At 60.0% G+C, this 17,863-nt stretch carries 22 protein-coding genes; 10 read left to right on the forward strand and 12 right to left on the reverse strand.

What is annotated here, in order from left to right; translation table 11 throughout:
* Nucleotides 1–68 precede the first annotated feature (68 nt).
* A complete protein-coding gene (locus tag LOY28_RS18850; RefSeq protein WP_018925545.1) occupies nucleotides 69–1,019 on the reverse strand; it encodes a GlxA family transcriptional regulator in 951 nt (316 codons plus the stop codon).
* Between the two features lie 226 nt (nucleotides 1,020–1,245).
* On the opposite strand from LOY28_RS18850, the gene LOY28_RS18855 reads away from it, so the two are divergent.
* On the forward strand, nucleotides 1,246–1,968 hold the full coding sequence (locus tag LOY28_RS18855) for a pirin family protein (protein WP_018925544.1): 723 nt from the start codon (nucleotides 1,246–1,248) through the stop codon (nucleotides 1,966–1,968).
* A 171-nt stretch (nucleotides 1,969–2,139) separates the two neighbouring features.
* On the opposite strand, the gene LOY28_RS18860 is transcribed toward LOY28_RS18855, so the two are convergent.
* The 4 genes from LOY28_RS18860 to LOY28_RS18875 form a co-directional block, all read right to left on the reverse strand.
* Nucleotides 2,140–2,958: a helix-turn-helix transcriptional regulator gene (locus tag LOY28_RS18860; RefSeq protein WP_018925543.1), complete on the reverse strand. Its 819-nt coding sequence runs from the start codon at nucleotides 2,956–2,958 to the stop codon at nucleotides 2,140–2,142.
* Nucleotides 2,959–2,963: 5 nt separating this feature from the next.
* On the reverse strand, nucleotides 2,964–3,503 hold the full coding sequence (locus LOY28_RS18865) for a kinase inhibitor (RefSeq protein WP_086944978.1): 540 nt from the start codon (nucleotides 3,501–3,503) through the stop codon (nucleotides 2,964–2,966).
* Nucleotides 3,504–3,625: 122 nt separating this feature from the next.
* Complete coding sequence (locus LOY28_RS18870) at nucleotides 3,626–4,219, reverse strand: NUDIX domain-containing protein (RefSeq protein ID WP_018925541.1); 594 nt, start codon at nucleotides 4,217–4,219, stop codon at nucleotides 3,626–3,628.
* A 187-nt stretch (nucleotides 4,220–4,406) separates the two neighbouring features.
* The gene (locus tag LOY28_RS18875; protein ID WP_258612358.1) at nucleotides 4,407–4,844 is read right to left on the reverse strand and encodes a hemerythrin domain-containing protein; all 438 of its coding nucleotides are present in this window, start codon (nucleotides 4,842–4,844) and stop codon (nucleotides 4,407–4,409) included.
* A gap of 121 nt (nucleotides 4,845–4,965) precedes the next feature.
* On the opposite strand from LOY28_RS18875, the gene LOY28_RS18880 reads away from it, so the two are divergent.
* Complete coding sequence (locus LOY28_RS18880; RefSeq protein ID WP_258612359.1) at nucleotides 4,966–5,391, forward strand: GNAT family N-acetyltransferase; 426 nt, start codon at nucleotides 4,966–4,968, stop codon at nucleotides 5,389–5,391.
* A gap of 61 nt (nucleotides 5,392–5,452) precedes the next feature.
* Here LOY28_RS18880 and LOY28_RS18885 read toward each other — a convergent pair whose 3' ends face one another.
* Nucleotides 5,453–5,803 (reverse strand): hypothetical protein, encoded by a 351-nt coding sequence (locus tag LOY28_RS18885; protein ID WP_007941140.1) that lies wholly within the window; start codon nucleotides 5,801–5,803, stop codon nucleotides 5,453–5,455.
* Nucleotides 5,804–5,950: 147 nt separating this feature from the next.
* Here LOY28_RS18885 and LOY28_RS18890 point away from each other — a divergent pair, with 147 nt between their 5' ends.
* The 8 genes from LOY28_RS18890 (at nucleotide 5,951) to LOY28_RS18925 (ending at nucleotide 10,117) form a co-directional block, all read left to right on the forward strand.
* Nucleotides 5,951–6,199: a hypothetical protein gene (locus tag LOY28_RS18890; protein ID WP_007941139.1), complete on the forward strand. Its 249-nt coding sequence runs from the start codon at nucleotides 5,951–5,953 to the stop codon at nucleotides 6,197–6,199.
* 18 nt (nucleotides 6,200–6,217) lie between these two features.
* Nucleotides 6,218–6,547, forward strand: coding sequence for a DUF6388 family protein (locus LOY28_RS18895; RefSeq protein WP_258612360.1), 330 nt, complete (start codon nucleotides 6,218–6,220; stop codon nucleotides 6,545–6,547).
* A gap of 98 nt (nucleotides 6,548–6,645) precedes the next feature.
* The gene (gene tusD, locus LOY28_RS18900) at nucleotides 6,646–7,038 is read left to right on the forward strand and encodes a sulfurtransferase complex subunit TusD (protein ID WP_026286366.1); all 393 of its coding nucleotides are present in this window, start codon (nucleotides 6,646–6,648) and stop codon (nucleotides 7,036–7,038) included.
* Between the two features lies 1 nt (nucleotide 7,039).
* Nucleotides 7,040–7,402 carry a sulfurtransferase complex subunit TusC gene (gene tusC / locus LOY28_RS18905; protein WP_018925536.1) on the forward strand — a complete coding sequence of 121 codons (363 nt, stop codon included), beginning with the start codon at nucleotides 7,040–7,042 and terminating at the stop codon, nucleotides 7,400–7,402.
* Nucleotides 7,402–7,695, forward strand: a complete 294-nt coding sequence (tusB, locus tag LOY28_RS18910; RefSeq protein ID WP_018925535.1) for a sulfurtransferase complex subunit TusB — start codon at nucleotides 7,402–7,404, stop codon at nucleotides 7,693–7,695. Before tusC ends, tusB begins: the two co-directional genes overlap by 1 nt.
* Nucleotides 7,692–8,027, forward strand: coding sequence for a TusE/DsrC/DsvC family sulfur relay protein (locus tag LOY28_RS18915; RefSeq protein ID WP_018925534.1), 336 nt, complete (start codon nucleotides 7,692–7,694; stop codon nucleotides 8,025–8,027). Before tusB ends, LOY28_RS18915 begins: the two co-directional genes overlap by 4 nt.
* Nucleotides 8,024–9,025: a glycosyl transferase family protein gene (locus LOY28_RS18920; RefSeq protein WP_258612361.1), complete on the forward strand. Its 1,002-nt coding sequence runs from the start codon at nucleotides 8,024–8,026 to the stop codon at nucleotides 9,023–9,025. The genes LOY28_RS18915 and LOY28_RS18920 overlap by 4 nt, the downstream gene beginning before the upstream one ends.
* A 90-nt stretch (nucleotides 9,026–9,115) precedes the next feature.
* On the forward strand, nucleotides 9,116–10,117 hold the full coding sequence (locus tag LOY28_RS18925) for a glutathione S-transferase family protein (RefSeq protein WP_018925532.1): 1,002 nt from the start codon (nucleotides 9,116–9,118) through the stop codon (nucleotides 10,115–10,117).
* Nucleotides 10,118–10,172: 55 nt separating this feature from the next.
* Here LOY28_RS18925 and cysG read toward each other — a convergent pair whose 3' ends face one another.
* The 6 genes from cysG to LOY28_RS18955 form a co-directional block, all read right to left on the reverse strand.
* A complete protein-coding gene (gene cysG / locus LOY28_RS18930; protein WP_018925531.1) occupies nucleotides 10,173–11,567 on the reverse strand; it encodes a siroheme synthase CysG in 1,395 nt (464 codons plus the stop codon).
* The gene (gene serS / locus LOY28_RS18935) at nucleotides 11,568–12,848 is read right to left on the reverse strand and encodes a serine--tRNA ligase (RefSeq protein WP_018925530.1); all 1,281 of its coding nucleotides are present in this window, start codon (nucleotides 12,846–12,848) and stop codon (nucleotides 11,568–11,570) included. It abuts the gene before it with no gap.
* A gap of 15 nt (nucleotides 12,849–12,863) precedes the next feature.
* Nucleotides 12,864–13,238: a fluoride efflux transporter CrcB gene (crcB, locus tag LOY28_RS18940; protein ID WP_007941127.1), complete on the reverse strand. Its 375-nt coding sequence runs from the start codon at nucleotides 13,236–13,238 to the stop codon at nucleotides 12,864–12,866.
* On the reverse strand, nucleotides 13,238–14,560 hold the full coding sequence (locus LOY28_RS18945) for a replication-associated recombination protein A (protein WP_007941126.1): 1,323 nt from the start codon (nucleotides 14,558–14,560) through the stop codon (nucleotides 13,238–13,240). Before LOY28_RS18945 ends, crcB begins: the two co-directional genes overlap by 1 nt.
* A gap of 94 nt (nucleotides 14,561–14,654) precedes the next feature.
* Nucleotides 14,655–15,278: an outer membrane lipoprotein chaperone LolA gene (lolA, locus tag LOY28_RS18950; protein ID WP_018925528.1), complete on the reverse strand. Its 624-nt coding sequence runs from the start codon at nucleotides 15,276–15,278 to the stop codon at nucleotides 14,655–14,657.
* A 68-nt stretch (nucleotides 15,279–15,346) separates the two neighbouring features.
* Nucleotides 15,347–17,752 carry a DNA translocase FtsK gene (locus LOY28_RS18955; RefSeq protein ID WP_019580089.1) on the reverse strand — a complete coding sequence of 802 codons (2,406 nt, stop codon included), beginning with the start codon at nucleotides 17,750–17,752 and terminating at the stop codon, nucleotides 15,347–15,349.
* Between the last annotated feature and the right edge of the window lie 111 nt (nucleotides 17,753–17,863).

Raw genomic sequence — 17,863 nt, forward strand, 5'->3', positions numbered from 1 at the left:
GGTGACGGTACAACGGCCATGGGAGGAGCGTCACGGTCATCGCGGTGCGCACGACGGACAACAGCGCGTTAACTGAACTGCTCGCGATACTGGGTGGGGGTCAGGCCGAGCTTTTCACTGAATAGAAAACGCATGTGCCGCACGCTGCCGAAGCCACTTTTATAGGCCACGGTCTTGAGCGGCAGCTCGCTGGTTTCCAACAGATTCCTGGCGTGATCGATGCGCGCGCTTTGCAGAAACTCCATCGGCGTCATATTCACTTCCCGGGTGAAAACCCTGGCGAAGTGCCGCGCACTCATGTTCACCAGACTGGCCATACGCTCGATACCGAACGCTTCGTCGAGGTGTTCGAGCACATGGTTCTGCACCCGGGTGACCGGCGTTTCCTGGGGGCCCACCGCGGCCATCAATGGGCTGAACTGCGCCTGCCCGCCCTGGCGTTTCATCACTACCAGCAGCACTTTGGCGACGTCCTGGGCGACTTTCTTGCCGTGGTCCTGGGCAACCACCGCCAGCGCCAGGTCGATACCGGCGGTGACACCACCGGAAGTGATGAGGTTGCGGTCCTGCACGAAAATCTGATCGGTCTCGACGACAGCCTTGGGGAAGCCTTTGATCAGTCGTTCGGTGTAATGCCAGTGAGTGGTCACGCGAAAGCCGTCCAGCAATCCGGCATGCCCGAGCACGAACGCGCCGGTGCAGATCGACCCGTATCGGTCAGCACGGCTGATGGCTCCCCGAAGCCAGTCGAGCAGCGGCGGATACTTTTCGTTGTAGGCCCCCGGCCCGCCTGGCACCAGCAACAGGTCATAGTGCTCGTTAGCCTGATCGATGTGCAGATCCGCAAGTACGCTCACGCCGTTGGAGGCCCGCAATGCGCCCTGCACGGTGCCGATGGTCAACAGCTCGTATCGGTCCGCCGGTTGCAGATAACGATTGGCGATGGAAAACACTTCCATGGGGCCGGCCATGTCGAGCAGGAGAAAGTCTGGGAACAACACCATTGCCACGGTTTTCATGGGTTCAAGGTCACTAATAGAGAACTGTTCAATACCATTGCGCCGCCCACGGGTCTGGCGCCCGACATTATGGCCACATGTAACAACAAGCATACATGAACCCGTTCACACAACTGTCAACCTGTGCGAGACAGTATTTCAATTTTCATCTACTTACTGCACTTTAAGGTAAACATTAACCTTCTCCTCACTCGGACGAATTCACGTCCTGACAGGAGATTTCATCATGCTGACCCTTCGCAAAGCTTCGGATCGCGGTGCGGCCAATCACGGTTGGTTGAAGTCGTTCCATACCTTTTCCTTTGCCAACTACCGCAACCCACGGGAACAGGGCTTTTCCGACCTGTTGGTGATCAACGACGACCGCGTAGCCGCAGGCAAAGGCTTTGGACAGCACCCTCATCGCGACATGGAGATTTTCTCCTACGTGCTCGAAGGCGCGCTGGAACACAAGGACACGCTGGGCACCGGTTCGGTGATCCGCCCTGGCGACGTGCAACTGATGAGTGCCGGCAGTGGCGTGGCGCACAGTGAATACAACCACTCATCGACACGCCCGGTGCACTTCCTGCAAATCTGGATCGTGCCTGACGTCAGCGGCGCCAAACCGCGTTATCAGCAAGAGCATTTCAGCACCCAGAAAAAACGCGGCCGCTTGCAGTTGATCATCTCCCCGGATGGGGCCAAGGGCTCGTTGAAAGTCCGGCAGGATGCGCGGGTGTATGCCGGCCTGATCGACGGCAAGGAAAGCGCCACGCTGGAACTGGCTGCCGATCGCTACGCCTATGTGCATGTGGCGCGGGGCAGTGTCGAGCTGAACGGCCTGCAGCTGCAGGAAGGCGACGGCGTACGGGTTCGCAAAGAACAGGTGCTGACCTTGAGCAATGGCGTGGATGCCGAGGTGCTGGTGTTTGATTTACGGCCGCAGGAATTGCCGGAAATGCCGTGATCCCATTGTTCAACGCCCGCAAAAAAACGGCCTGATCAAGGCCGTTTTTTGGCCGCGACAAAAATCCTGTAGGAGCGAGGCTTGCCCGCGAAGAACGATGACGTGTAATACCTGAAAAACCGCGGCGCATTCTTCGCGGGCAAGCCTCGCTCCTACAGGCCACAGGAATATCTAAATCGCCGCCCGCAATTCCCGTGGCGACAGGCCGTAATGTGAGCGAAAGCGCACGGCAAAACGTGAGGCCGAGGCGTAGCCGCTGGCACCGGCAATTTCACCGATGGGCCGGGAAGTGGTTTGCAACCATTGCAACGCGGTCGCCAGTCGAACGCTTTCCAGAATATTCCTGAAGCTGCTCCCCTCATTGGCCAGTTGGCGACGCAACGTCGATTCACCGAGATTCAGGTGTTGAGCGACGCTCGCAACCGTCCAGTCGCTCTCAGGGCTGCCCATCAGCAACTGCTGCACACGTTCGCACAATGGATCATTGCGATCCGTCAGCAGCGGTCCGGCCTGGCCATTGAGGCCCAGGCTGAGCAGAACCGCTTCCCCATAGTGGGTGCGCAATGCATCCGGCGCGTTCGCATTGATGGCGGCCAATAACTGATCCCATGCCTGCGTCGTGTGCCTGTCCAGGGGAACGCACAGATCTGTCTTCGGGGCACGGTGACCACTCATGATCTGCCGGCCATATCGGCTGCTGAAGTTGCGCAGTGTCGAACCGGGAAAGGTCACGACATCAGCGATGTAGTGACCGTGAAGACCGGGGAAGTTCGAGATACCAAGCTCACGCCCGGCCGGCAACAGAATCAGATGTTGCGGCCCTGCGCGCATCTCCCGGTCATCCCATTGCAACAGCTTTTCCCCCTGTCGCACTCGACACAAGGTGGTCGCGAAGATCGGCACCCGTTGCAAGGTATGAGGCTGCCGCGCCCGGATGACACACGCATCGATAATGTTTTCCCGGTGCTGGATGCCGTCACAAGGGCGCATCGTTCTTAACGTCCGTAAGTTGAAGTGATGGTCGCTTTGGCCAAGGCGTTGGCATTGAGCATATAGCCCACCAAGGCTCCGCTGGCCTGGCTGTCGAGTGGCAGCTTATCGACTTTCAACGCCCATACGGTGAATTGATAGCGATGGGGCTTATCCCCCACAGGAGGGCACGCTCCGCCAAATCCCGGTTGGCCATAATCGGTTCGTCCTTGTACGGCACCGGCAGGCAGGTTCGAACCGACCCCGCTTGGCAAACTTTTGGTTGAAGCCGGTAAGTTGACCACCGTCCAATGCCACCAGCCGCTGCCGGTCGGCGCATCAGGGTCATAGACCGTGATTGCGTAACTTTTAGTCTCCGCCGGGGCGTTGGACCAGGACAGTTGCGGAGACGTATTTCCCCCTTCGCAACCGAAGCCCTGGAACACCTCGCGACTGGTCAGCGGGTGATTTTCAGCAATATCCTGGCTTGTCAGCGAGAAGTCGGCTGCGTGCCCAGTGAGGACAACCCCCATGGACAAAGCGGATAGGATAATTCGGATGTTCATCGTGACCTCATCGGTGTCTTGGCGTGAAGCACGAGTCTAGAGAGAGCAAAGGCTGATTACTGTGCCGAAACGCTCGACCATTGTGCCTGAACGCTCTCTCGATCCAGGCACACCCCGCCGACTCAGACCGGTCCGAAAATGTCCTTCATCGCCGCATACTGCAGCAGCATGATGGTCTTGGCATCGCAGATCTCCCCGCGATAAAACGCCTCAAGGGCGTCGTCGAATTTCCACTCCAGCACTTCCAGTTCTTCGGTTTCGTCTTCCAGCCCACCGCCCTCGCTGACTTTCGAAGAGGCGTCGTACTCGGCAATAAAGAAATGCAGTTTCTCCGTGACCGAACCGGGGCTCATGTAGGACTCGAACACCTTCTGCACATGGTGGACGCGATAGCCGGTTTCTTCCTCAGCTTCAGCGCGAATGCGCTCTTCAGGCGCAGCGCCTTCCAGCAGCCCCGCCGCCACTTCAATCAACAAACCATCATGGCCGTTGACGAACACCGGCAACCGGAACTGGCGAGTCAGCACGACGGTTTTCTTCTCGCGGTTGAACAGCAGGATCGCCGCGCCGTTGCCACGGTCGTAGACCTCGCGGCTCTGGCGCTGCCAGTCGCCGTTGTTGCGCAGGTAATCGAACGTGATTTTCTTCAGCAGATACCAGTTGTGGGACAACACCTGGGACTCGATGATGTTGACCCGCTCGGCTGTGTTCGACATGACAATCCATCCCTATTTTCGTCAGAAGACGTCCATGTTAGGCGAAAACAGAAAAGCCCGGCATGGTTGCCGGGCTTCTTTTTTTCTAACGCTCTGTCCAATCCTTCAGAACGGATTCAGAGGGTCGGTGTTACTTGAAATCCAATTGGCCTACACGCCAAAGCAACAAATGATTGTGTGCTTCAGGTCAGGGCAACTGCGCTTTATATTCTTTCTGGTATTGCCCGGCGAGTGATTCCTTTTGCTTGTTGTCGAGCAGTTTGCCGGCCATTTGAAAGAACTTCTGCTCTTCCTCTTTCAGGTGGTGATGGACTTTTTCCGAGAGCTTTTTGGCAGTGATAAGCCAAGCGGCGCTGGACATCTCAGTTTCGTCCAGTTCCTCCATCATCTCGTCCATTTCATGGTGTTCGGAAATGGCGTGGCGACTCAGGTCCATGCCATTGTCGAATGCCATCAACGGGATGTAGAAATGGCGTTCTTCGGCCGTTGCGTGAGCCTGCAGTTCGGCTTTGAGCTGTTTGTAAGCCTCTAGCCGTTCCGGGCTGTCGCCGTGGGTCTTGATCAGGGCGACGGCATAGCTACGCTGGCGATCATGGCTTTCGCGCAAGGCTTCAAAGATATCCACGGGCGGTCCTCATGGGTGCATTGCGAATGACATTATTGAGGCTAGACCTCCCGGCGCGCCCGGGAGTTCCAAACAAACTACGATCGCGATAGGCTCCCTCTTTGCCATATGGATGTAGCCCATGACCCTGCGAATTGAACTGTCGACAAACGCCACTCAGGAAGAGCGCGAAGCAATCCTCACACCGCTGCGCGCCTACAACGCCTCAAAGGCCGGGCCCACGGTGTCAGAGCAGATTGCCTTGCTGGTGCGCGATGACAACGACGAGATTCTCGGCGGGCTTTATGGCCGGGTGTTTTACCAATGGTTTTTCATTGAGTTGTTGTCGGTGCCGGCCCAGGCACGGGGCCAAGGGCTGGGCTCGAAGCTGATGCAGATGGCCGAAGACCTGGCGCGGGAGAAAGAGTGCATCGGGATCTGGCTGGACACCTTCGACTTCCAGGCGCCGGAGTTCTACAAAAAACACGGCTTCAGCGAACTGGGGCAGATTGCCGATTATCCGCCAGGCCATAAGCGTTTCTTTTTCCAGAAGCGTTTGATTGATTAAAACGCAAACGTTGTGGGAGCGAGCCTGCTCGCTCCCACAGGGGGACTGCCTCATAAACCTCTTACAGGCAGGTCGCCAACGCCGCCAAACGACGCTTGGCAACAAAATCATCATGCTGGGCGTAGTAGCTCAAGGCCGTGCCTGAAGCATCGCTGGTCACGTCCACGAAAGATTCGGCCGAACGGGTGTAGACCGTCGAGCCGCCCTTCTTGCCCGGCTGCAAATACGCACCGGCATCGACGCCGAACACCGCCTCGTCCTGCCAGGCAAACTGCACGCACTGGGCGACGACTTTTTCCGGTTTGTCCGAGGTCAGGGTTTTGTACGGGGTTTTGGTGCGGGCGTCGTTCATCGCCGATCCGGCGCAGCCCGCCAGCAAGGTTGCGGCCAGCGCCACCATCAGAATTCGCATTGCGTTCGCTCATCAGGAAAAAGCGAACTGTACCACCGCGGCGCGGCGTATCGTTCTGCTTTACTTCATTTATACCGCGACACCGCGCAACGATTCGCGCACCCTGTCGCGCCGATAGCCTCGCATCGCCCATTTTTCAGGAAAGCCATGACACCCAATGCCGAGTTCTACAAACCCTCCACCGACTACGCCGACAAACTGATCAGCCAGATCGGCCAGACGCCGGCCTGGATCGCCAAGCGAATTGGCGTCACCGACAAGCGGATTCGTTACATTCTCGACGGCGAAAGAACCGTCAAAGGCGAAACCACGCCAATCCAGATGACCTACACCGAGCAGTTTGCCCTTGAGTGTCTGGCCGCGGCTGCCAAGGCGAGTAAAAAGCAGTCTTCGTAATCCCCTCAAGGAGTGACCATGGCGGCAACCGAACAGCAACACGAACAGGCGCTGAGGAAATTTCTCGATGAACGCCCTGAGCTGCGTCTTGAGCTCGACAATCTCAATCCCCTGCTCGCCCAGGCCAAAGGCGAGACGATGGCGCAGTACCGCGACGAACGCTTGCATGAAGCGTTCGAAGCCGAGGCCGAGCGCCTGGGTTTGTTTGCCTGGGAGCTGACACTGCAACTGACCACCGCCACGCCCGAGGAATATCAGGCCCAACGCATGGAAGTGCACAAGGAAGTTGCAGAGATGGCCGGCATGGACTGGCTTGAGTATTGCGAGTTGTACGGGCTGACCAAATAATCCTCGCGATGGCAGCGACTCGGTCTGCGAGCAAACGCCCTTCGCCGCCCTGCCGATAAAGCTTTATCATGGCCGCAGTTTTGCTGATCGAGTCCGTCATGAAATTCGCCATAGCGCTGTTTTCCGCCGCCCATGCGCCCTCCTCGCGCCGTGCCTTGCTGTTCGCCCAGGCGGCGCTGGCCGGCGGGCATGAGATTGTCCGGCTGTTTTTCTATCAGGATGGTGTCTACAACGCGTCCGGCAGTGTGGTCACGCCTCAGGATGAGCAGGATTTGCCCAAGCAATGGCGCACCTTCGTCACCGAACATCAACTCGATGGCGTAGTCTGCATCGCCGCCGCCCTGCGTCGCGGCGTGCTGAACGAGGAAGAAGCCCAGCGCTATCAACGTGAAGCGGTCGCCGTGGGCGCGCCGTGGGAATTGTCCGGCCTTGGCCAGTTGCATGACGCGGTGCAGGACGCTGACCGTCTGATCTGTTTCGGAGGCGCGTGAGATGGCTAAATCCTTGCTGATTATCAGCCGTCAGGCGCCGTGGTCCGGGCCGAATGCGCGGGAAGCGCTGGACATCGTGCTGGCCGGCGGCGCCTTCGATCTGCCGATCGGGCTGCTGTTTCTTGATGACGGCGTGTTCCAGCTCGCCGCGAAACAGGACGCCAAGGCATTGCAGCAGAAAGACCTGAGCGCCAACCTGCAAGCCTTGCCGATGTTTGGCGTCGAAGACCTGTTCGTGTGCGCTGAAAGCGTAGCGGCCCGAGGCCTGGACCCCAAAGGTCTGTCGCTTGAAGAAGCCCGGGTACTGAGCGCCCAGGACATCACCGCCCTTATTGACCGTTACGACCAGGTGATCACCCTCTGATGTCGACTTTGCATGTGTTGTCTCATTCCCCTTTCGGCGACGAGCGCCTGGGCAGTTGCCTGCGCGTGATCGGCCCCAACGATGCGCTGCTGCTGAGTGGCGATGCGGCCTATGCCTTGCAGCCAGGCACCGCGCCATTCAGCTCTTTGCATGCTCGCAACCTGAAACTGTTCGTGCTGGCCGAAGACGCGCAGGCCCGGGCTCTGCAAGTTCCGGACTGGGCCAGTGCCATTGACTACCCGGCCTTCGTCGAACTGTCGATTCACTATGACAAGGTCAACAGTTGGCTATGAAATCCCTGACCGTTGGCGCCCGCGCCATTGAACTGGACAAGGACGGCTTCCTGGTGGAACTGAGCGACTGGTCTACCGAGGTGGCCACCGCCCTCGCCGCCGCCGAAGACATCGAGTTGAGCCCGGAACATTGGGAAATCCTCGAACTGCTGCGCAGTTTCTACGACGAATTCCAGTTGTCCCCGGCCACCCGCCCGCTGATCAAGTACACCGCATTGAAGCTCGGCCCCGACAAGGGCAACAGCCTGCACCTGAACCGACTGTTCAAAGGCACCCCTGCCAAACTCGCCGCGAAACTGGCGGGCCTGCCCAAACCGACGAATTGCTTATGACCGACTATCCAGCGCTGACCCTCGAAACGCCCGCCGAGCACCCGTTCGCCCAGTTCGTGCGGATCCTTGGCAAAGGCAAACGCGGCGCCCGCGATCTGACCCGGGCCGAAGCCCGCGAGGCCATGGGCATGGTGCTCGACGACAAGATCGAGGACACCCAGCTCGGCGCGTTCCTGATGCTGTTGCGGCACAAGGAAGAGAGCGCCGAGGAAATGGCCGGCTTCACCGAAGCCTTGCGTGAACGCCTGAACCCACCGGCGCTGGCGGTCGACCTGGACTGGCCGACGTACGCAGGCAAGAAGCGGCATTTGCCGTGGTATCTGCTGGCGGCCAAGTGCCTGGCGCAGAAGGGCGTGCGCATTTTCATGCACGGCGGTGGCGCGCACACGGCGGGGCGGTTGTACAGCGAGCAACTGCTCCACACGCTGAACATACCGTTGTGCCGCAACTGGCAGCAGGTCGGTGCGGCACTCGACCAGGGCGGTCTGGCGTTCATGCCATTGGTGGACTGGGCCCCCCAGCTTCAGCGAATGATCGACCTGCGCAACACTCTGGGCCTGCGCTCGCCGATCCATTCCCTGGCGCGGATTCTCAACCCGCTGGGCGCCCGTTGTGGCCTGCAAAGCATTTTCCACCCCGGCTACCAGGCGGTGCATCGCGATGCCAGCGGTCTGCTCGGGGACACGGCAATCGTCGTCAAGGGCGATGGCGGCGAGATTGAGATCAACCCGGACGCCGACAGTCACCTGTATGGCACCACCGGCGGCGAAAGCTGGGATGAAGAATGGCCGCAGCTGTCGAGCCAGCGCCACGTCAAACCGGCGAGCCTGGACCCGGAGCACTTGAAAGCCGTATGGCGTGGCGACGTGGTCGACAGCTACCCGCAAATGGCGCTGATCTCGACCATGGCCCTGGCCTTGCGCGGCCTCGGCCAGCCCCGCGAACAAGCCTTCGAAACCGCCCAGCAATATTGGGACGCCCGGGACCGATCGATTTAATCGATCATAACAGCCCAACCTTTGCGCTTTTTGTTCGAACCTATGCGCATAGACTCATCTCCAACGCTTATAGGTTGAGGAGTCAGGCACATGGGTTTGTTAGTCGAAGGTCGCTGGCAGGATCAGTGGTACCAAAGCAGCAAGGATGGCGCGTTCCAGCGTGAACAGGCGCAGCGTCGCAACTGGCTGACTGCCGATGGCAAGCCAGGCCCGAGCGGCGTCGGTGGTTTTGCCGCCGAGGCCGGTCGCTATCACCTCTATGTGTCCCTCGCCTGCCCGTGGGCCCACCGCACGCTGATCCTGCGCAAACTCAAAGGCCTTGAAAGCCTGATCGACGTGTCGGTGGTCAGCTGGTTGATGCTGGAAAACGGCTGGACCTTCGATAAAAACCTCGGATCGACCGGCGACAAGCTCGATCATTTCAATTTCATGCACCAGCGCTACACCGCCGATACCGCCGACTACACCGGCCGCGTCACCGTGCCGGTGTTGTGGGATAAACAGACCAACCGCATCGTCAGCAATGAATCGGCGGAGATCATCCGCATGTTCAACAGTGCGTTCGATGACTTGACCGGCAATGACCTGGATTTCTACCCGGCACCGCTGCGCAGCGAAATCGACGCCCTGAACGAGCGGATTTATCCAGCAGTGAACAACGGCGTCTATCGCGCCGGGTTTGCCACCTCGCAGCAGGCTTATGAAGAGGCGTTCGATGAGTTGTTTGCCGAGCTGGATCGGCTGGAGCAACTGCTGGGCGCGAATCGTTACCTGACGGGTGAATACCTGACCGAAGCGGATATTCGCCTGTTCACCACGCTGATTCGTTTTGATGCGGTGTATCACGGCCACTTCAAATGCAATCTGCGGCGGATTGCCGATTATCCGAACCTGTCGAACTGGCTACGGGAGATTTATCAGTGGCCCGGGATTGCCGAGACGGTGGATTTCACCCACATCAAGAACCACTACTATGGTAGCCACAAGACCATCAATCCGACCGGGATTGTGCCGAAAGGGCCGGCGCAGGATTTCACCGGGGCACATGATCGGGGGCGGTTGAGCGGGAAAGGGGTTTGGCGCAAGGCCTGAGGTTGATCGTTCCCACGCGAAGCGTGGGAACGATCACATGAAAGCGACTCGGTATTCAGACCTGCGCCTGAGCCCCTTCGAACCACGCCAGTTTCTCGCGCAGTTGCACCACTTCCCCAACGATCACCAGTGTCGGCGCATGCACTTCATGCTCCGCCACCAGCCGTGGCAGGTCGGCCAGGGTGCCGGTAAATACCCGCTGATTGACCGTGGTGCCCTGCTGGATCAACGCCGCCGGGGTATCAGCCGCGCGACCGTGCTTGATCAACTGCTCGCAGATGATCGGCAAGCCCACCAGCCCCATGTAAAACACCAGGGTTTGCGCCGGCGCGACCAGGTCGGCCCACGGCAAATCGGTGGAACCGTCCTTGAGGTGCCCGGTGACAAACCGCACTGACTGCGCGTAATCGCGGTGAGTCAGCGGAATCCCGGCATACGCCGCGCAACCGCTGGCAGCGGTAATGCCCGGCACGACCTGGAACGGGATGCCATGGGCCGCCAGTTCTTCGATCTCTTCGCCGCCACGCCCGAAAATGAACGGATCGCCACCCTTCAAGCGCACCACGCGCTTGCCGGACTTGGCCAGATCCACCAGATGCTGGTTGATCTGTTCCTGAGGCACTGCGTGATCGGCGCGGCGCTTGCCGACGTAGACCCGCTCGGCATCGCGACGGCACAAATCCAGAATCGCCGGCGCCACCAGACGGTCATACAGCACCACGTCGGCTTGCTGCATCAGGCGCAAGGCGCGGAAGGTCAACAAGTCGGGGTCACCCGGCCCGGCGCCCACCAGATAGACCTCACCGGTGGCCACAGGGGCTTCGCCGTTGATTTTGGCCAGCATCAAGCGCTCGGCTTCAGCGCCCTGCCCGGCCAGTTGCCGGTCGGCAATCGGGCCCTGGAACACATCCTCCCAGAACGCCCGACGCTGCTGCACATCCGGAAACAGGCCTTTGACCTGGTTGCGGAAACGCGCCGCCAGACCGGCCAGTTGACCGTAAGTGGAAGGAATCCAGGTTTCCAGCTTGGCGCGAATCAACCGCGCCAGCACCGGTGCATCACCGCCACTGGACACGGCAATGATCAGCGGCGAACGGTCGACGATCGCCGGGAAGATCACGCTGCACAGGGCCGGCGCGTCCACCACGTTGACCGGCACGCAACGCCGATGGGCATCGGCGGAGACTTGCGCGTTCAGCGGTTCATCGTCGGTGGCGGCGATGATCAGCCCGCAACCGTCCAGATCCGCCTCGACGTAGCCACGCACCAGGCACTCGCCGCCGCTGCCAGCTACCAGCTCACGCAACTGCGGTTCGATTTCAGGTGCGACCACCCGCAGCAGCGCACCGGCTTCGGCCAGCAGGCGGGATTTGCGCAAGGCAATCTCCCCCCCGCCGACGACCAACACACGACTGCCGCGAAGGTTATGGAACAGCGGCAGATAGTCCATTTAGCCGATGACCTCAAGGCCACCCATGTACGGCTTGAGCACTTCAGGGACACGGATCGAACCGTCGGCCTGCTGATAGTTCTCGAGTACCGCCACCAGGGTACGACCGACCGCCAGGCCGGAACCGTTCAGGGTGTGCACCAGCTCAGGCTTGCCGGTTTCCGGGTTGCGGAAACGCGCTTGCATACGGCGGGCCTGGAAGTCGCCACAGTTGGAGCACGACGAAATCTCGCGATACTTGTCCTGGCTCGGAATCCACACTTCCAGGTCGTAGGTCTTGACCGCGCTGAAGCCCATGTCGCCGGTGCACAGCGCCAGGGTGCGGTATGGCAGCTCCAGCAGTTGCAGGACTTTCTCGGCGTTGGCGGTCAGGTTTTCCAGCGCTTGCATCGAGGTCGACGGCTCAACGATCTGGACCATCTCGACCTTGTCGAACTGGTGCTGACGGATCATCCCGCGAGTGTCGCGACCCGACGCGCCAGCCTCGCTGCGGAAGCACGGCGTGTGTGCCACGAACTTGATCGGCAGCAGTTTCGAATCGACGATTTCGCCGGCCACAATGTTGGTCAGCGACACCTCAGCGGTCGGAATCAGGTACAGATCGGCTTCGCCGTCGCGGCTGATCTTGAACAGGTCTTCTTCGAATTTCGGCAACTGACCGGTGCCCTGCAGGGCCGGCGCTTGTACCAGATAAGGCGTGTAAGCCTCTTCGTAACCGTGTTCGTTGATGTGCAGGTTGATCATGAACTGCGCCAGCGCACGGTGCAGGCGAGCAATCGGGCCGCGCAGCAGGGCGAAACGGGCGCCGGACAGTTTGGCGGCGGTTTCGAAATCCAGCCAGCCGAACTTCTCGCCCAGGGCCACGTGGTCCTGAACCGGGAAGTCGAACGCCTTCGGCGTGCCCCAACGGCGCACTTCAACGTTACCTTCTTCATCATCGCCGACCGGCACCGATTCGTGCGGCAGGTTCGGAATGCCCAGCAGGATCGAATCCAGCTCGGTCTGGATCGCGTCCAGCTCGACTTTACCGGCGCTCAACTCGCCCGCCATGCGCTCGACATCCGCCATCAGCGGCGCGATGTCTTCGCCGCGCTGCTTGGCCTGGCCGATGGATTTGGAGCGCGCGTTACGTTCAGCCTGCAGAGCTTCGGTGCGGGTCTGGACGGTCTTGCGCTGTTCTTCCAGCGCTTCGATGCGCGCAACATCCAGGGCAAAGCCACGGGATGCCAGGCGGTCCGCTACGTCCTGAAGGTTGCTACGTAACAGTTTGGAATCGAGCATGTCGGTTTCTCGTTATCAAAGTTTGGTCAAGGACAGGCCAGCCCAGGTGGCGAGCAGCCCGCCGAATACGCTGATGGCCGCATAGCCCAAGGCCAGCGGCACTTGCCCGGTTTCCAGCAGGCGCACCGTATCCAGTGAAAAGGATGAAAAAGTCGTCAGCCCCCCGAGGAAGCCGACGATCAGCCCGGCGCGTACCGCAAACGATACCTCCGGGCGAATCAAAAACAGGCCGTATAGAACGCCGATCAGCAAACAGCCCACGATATTAACGGCCAGCGTCGCGGTATAGAAGTGCCGCGGCCAATTCGCGTTGATCCAGTTACCAGTGGCGAAGCGCAACAGCGTACCGGCGACACCGCCGACGGAAACCGCAACAATCAAGGGGATCACTATTTTCTCCGCTGTCGGGGGCTTAGACGGTCAAGCTGCGCGAGGTGGTTGAGCTTTTCGCCGATCTTCAGCTCCAGGCCGCGGGGCACGGGTTGATAAAACCTTTGTGGCTCCAACTCGTCCGGGAAGTAATCTTCGCCAGCGGCGTAGGCATCCGGTTCATCGTGGGCGTAACGATACTCATCGCCATAGCCCAATTGCTTCATCAACTTGGTCGGCGCATTGCGCAGGTGCAGCGGCACCTCCAGCGAACCGTGTTCGGTAGCGCTGCGCATCGCGGCCTTGAAGCCCATGTACACCGCGTTGCTTTTTGGCGCGCAAGCCAGATAGGTAATGGCCTGGGCCACCGCCAATTCGCCTTCGGGGCTGCCGAGGCGCTCCTGCACTTCCCACGCGGCCAGGCACAGGCTCAAGGCGCGAGGGTCGGCGTTGCCGATGTCTTCGCTGGCCATGCGCACCACGCGCCGGGCCAGGTACAGCGGGTCGCAGCCGCCGTCGATCATTCGCGCGAACCAGTACAGCGCACCATCGGGGTTGGAACCGCGCACCGATTTATGCAGTGCGGATATCTGGTCGTAGAAGGCTTCGCCGCCCTTGTCGAAACGCCGCCGGGTATCACCGAGCAGGCTTTGCAGCAGGTCGACGCCGATTTCGCTGTGGTCTTCGGCCAGGTCCGAGGCATTTTCCAGCAGGTTGAGCAGACGCCGGCCATCGCCATCGGCGGCGGACAGCAGCATCTGGAAGCCCTCGTCGCTGAGGGTCAGTTGCCGCTTGCCCAGCCCACGCTCTTCGGTCAGCGCGCGATGCACCAGCTTGCGCAGGGCGGCTTCATCGAGGCTTTTGAGCACATAGACACGCGCCCGGGACAGCAGCGCGTTGTTGAGTTCGAACGAGGGGTTTTCCGTGGTCGCGCCGATGAAAATCAGCGTGCCGTCTTCAACGTATGGCAGGAACGCATCCTGCTGGGACTTGTTGAAGCGATGCACTTCGTCGACGAACAGGATGGTGCGTTTACCGTACTGCCCGGCCTGCTGCTTGGCGACTTCCACCGCCTGACGAATCTCTTTGACCCCGGCCAGCACCGCCGAAACCGTTTCGAAGTGCGCATCCGAGACTTCCGCCAGCAGCCGCGCCAGGGTGGTTTTACCCACGCCCGGTGGCCCCCAGAAAATCATCGAGTGCAGGGCACCCTGCTCCAGGGCTTCGCGCAAAGGTTTGCCGCGAGCGAGCACGTGTTCCTGACCGACGTACTCGTCCAGATTGGCCGCACGCAAACGGGCGGCCAAGGGCTGAGCAATCGGGGCACTGCGAAACAGGTCCATCACGTACTTTTAAAACCTCGAGTCAATTCTCAAGTTTGGCGAACACCCTGTGACAAGAGCAGCCCCCTCGCCACACAAGCCCGCTTCTACAGGTTTACTCCTGGATCACATCGGCACCCTTGGGGATGTCGAACTTGAACTTGGAGGCCGGGATCGGCTCGTTGGCCTTCACACCGGTGAACAGGATATTGGTGCGCTGGCCGACGCTGTCGATCATCTGCATATCATTGACCAGACCATTGCGGAACGACAGGCGCAGGCTGTCGAACAGGGTGTCCTTGGTTTTCGGCTTCAGGGTGAAGTCGATCACGCCGCCGGCTTCCTTGGCGCTGATGTCAAAGCTCTGGCTGATCTTGGACACGTCACCGGACAGCAACAACGCCGGGGTCTGGGTCAGACGCTGATCAAGAGTCTTGATGGTGGCCTGTTCCAGATCCGGGTCCCACAGGGTCACTTTCTTACCGTCCGATACCATGGTTTGCTCGGCCGGCGCGTTGGTGTGCCAGTAGAACAGGCCCGGGCGCTGCAAGGACATTTCACCTGCAGTTTCTTGTAACTGGGTGCCGCTGCCATCGAGGGTCAGCTGGGAGAAGCGCGCGGTCAGGGTCTGGGATTTTTCCAGCAGTTGAGTCAGACGCGCCACGTCCTTGTCGTCGGCGTGGGCCGAGAGCGTGGTCAGAGCCAGTACCGGCAGCAACAGCATGCGGATAAGACGCATGGGAGTCCTCATAAACATTCGTGGGAGTGCGGGCGGTGTCTCAAGACGCCGCCCCTTTCAATACCGGATCAGTCGCGCACCGGGCCAGGGGCCAGGACTTCACGCGAACCGTTGGTGTTCATGGACGTTACGACCCCGGCCATCTCCATGGCTTCGATCATGCGCGCCGCGCGGTTGTAGCCGATTTTCAGCTTGCGCTGAACCGCGGAGATGGATGCGCGACGGCTTTCCAGGACGAACTGCACCGCTTCGTCGTAGAGCGCGTCGGTTTCGGCATCATCTTCACCGCCACCGCCGCCGTTTTCAAAGCCGCTACCAGCCTCTTCGACACCGGCGAGGATGTCATCGTTGTATTCCGGCGCGCCGCGCAATTTCCAGGCTTCAACCACCCGGTGCACCTCGTCATCGGACACGAATGCGCCGTGAACACGAATCGGCAGGCTGGTGCCCGGCGGCATGTACAACATATCACCGTGGCCCAGCAGTTGTTCGGCGCCGCCCTGGTCGATGATGGTCCGCGAATCGATCTTGCTCGATACCTGGAACGCCATACGGGTCGGGATGTTCGCCTTGATCAGACCGGTGATCACATCCACCGACGGACGCTGGGTCGCGAGGATCAGGTGGATGCCCGCCGCACGCGCCTTCTGCGCGATACGCGCGATCAGCTCTTCAACCTTCTTGCCGACGATCATCATCATGTCGGCGAATTCGTCGACCACCACGACGATGGTCGGCAGCTTCTGCAGCAGCGGTGCCTCATCGTGGATGCTTTCGCGCTTGTACAGCGGATCGCTCAACGGCTCGCCGGCGTCCTGGGCTTCCTTGACCTTGGCATTGAAGCCCGACAGGTTACGCACGCCCATCTTCGCCATCAGTTTGTAGCGCCGTTCCATCTCGGCGACGCTCCAGCGCAAGGCGTTGGCGGCGTCCTTCATGTCGGTGACCACAGGGCACAGCAAGTGCGGGATGCCTTCGTAGATCGACAGCTCAAGCATTTTCGGGTCGATCATGATCAGCTTGGCGTCTTCTGGGCCAGACTTGAACAGAATCGACAGGATCATCGCGTTCACACCCACCGACTTACCGGAACCGGTTGTACCGGCCACCAGCAAGTGGGGCATTTTCGCCAGGTCAGTGATGACCGGTTTGCCGCCGATGTCGTGACCCAGGGCCAAGGTGACCGGAGACTTGAAGTTATCGTACTCGGGGGTCGACAAGACCTCGGAGAACCGCACGATCTGCCGGTCTTCGTTAGGGATCTCGATACCGACCGTGGTCTTGCCCGGAATCACTTCCACCACGCGCACGCTGGTCACGGCCAGGGAACGGGCCAGGTCTTTCGCCAGGTTGGCGATACGGCTGACTTTCACCCCGGCGGCAGGCTGGATTTCGTAACGGGTAATGACCGGGCCCGGGTGAATCGAATCCACCGAGACTTCGACGCCGAATTCCTTGAGCTTGATTTCCAGCAAGTGGCCGACGGCCGCCAGGGATTCAGGCGAATAATTGAGTTGTTTCTTTTCCGCCGGGTCGAGAATCGAAATCGGCGGCAAGGTGCCTTCCACGGCGCTGTCGACGAACAACGGCGCCTGTTTCTCTTTTTCCACGCGCTTGCTCGGAGCGGCCGGCTTCGGCGGTGCGGGAGCAATCACCGGCGGCACCTGCTTTTCACGCTCGGACATGTGCTTGCTCAGGGCCTGCTCGCGCTCGATCAGGCGTTCCTTGACCTTGGCCTGCTCACGTTTATCGGTGACCGTCGGCGCAACCACGTCATGCACGCGATCGTCGACCTCACGCAGCTGGGCGACCAGTTGCTTGCGTTCGGTACGGGCTGCCCACCAGCGATTGGCCGCGCCCTGAAACAATTCGAACAAATCGAGGGTGATCTTGCCGGTGACGTCCATCACCTTGAACCACGACAGATCGGTGAATACCGTAAGGCCGAACAGGAACAGCGCAATGAACAACAGCGTGCTGCCCTGGATGTTCAGCGCATTCTTCGCCAGGTCGCCGAGGCTTTCACCCAAAGCGCCGCCGGCGCCGGCCGGCAGACCGGTCGCCGCATGGAAATGGATATGGGCCAGCGCCGCGCCCGACAGCACCAGAAACACCAGGCCGATCAGGCGCCAGGAAAACAGCCAGCCGCTCCACTGCCATGGCTCGTGGCGCTGACGGAAGATCTGATAGGCCTTGATCGCCAGCAATAGCGGGAAAATGTAGGCGAAGTAACCCAGGACCATGAACAGGATGTCGGCGCTGTAAGAACCGGCAGGCCCGCCGAAGTTCTGTACATCGTCGATCTTGCTGTTGTGGCTCCAGCCCGGATCGTCCTTGCCATAGGTCAACAAGGCCATCATCAGGAACAGGCACAAGGCGCCGATGGCGATCAATGCACCTTCCTTGAGCCGGTAGTGCAATTGCTGGCGCCAGAGCGGAACGACTGTTTTAGGTGCTGCGGTGGATTTCTTCAAAACGCTTCTTTTCCTGCGCCCTTGGCGCGTCCATCTGTTGAATGACTATAAAAACTGCCCAATCCAGGCAGGTAAAAAAGTTAACAGTCCCAACCGGGACTACTTTTAACA

It is taken from the genome of Pseudomonas sp. B21-017, assembly GCF_024749245.1.
Taxonomy (GTDB): domain Bacteria; phylum Pseudomonadota; class Gammaproteobacteria; order Pseudomonadales; family Pseudomonadaceae; genus Aquipseudomonas.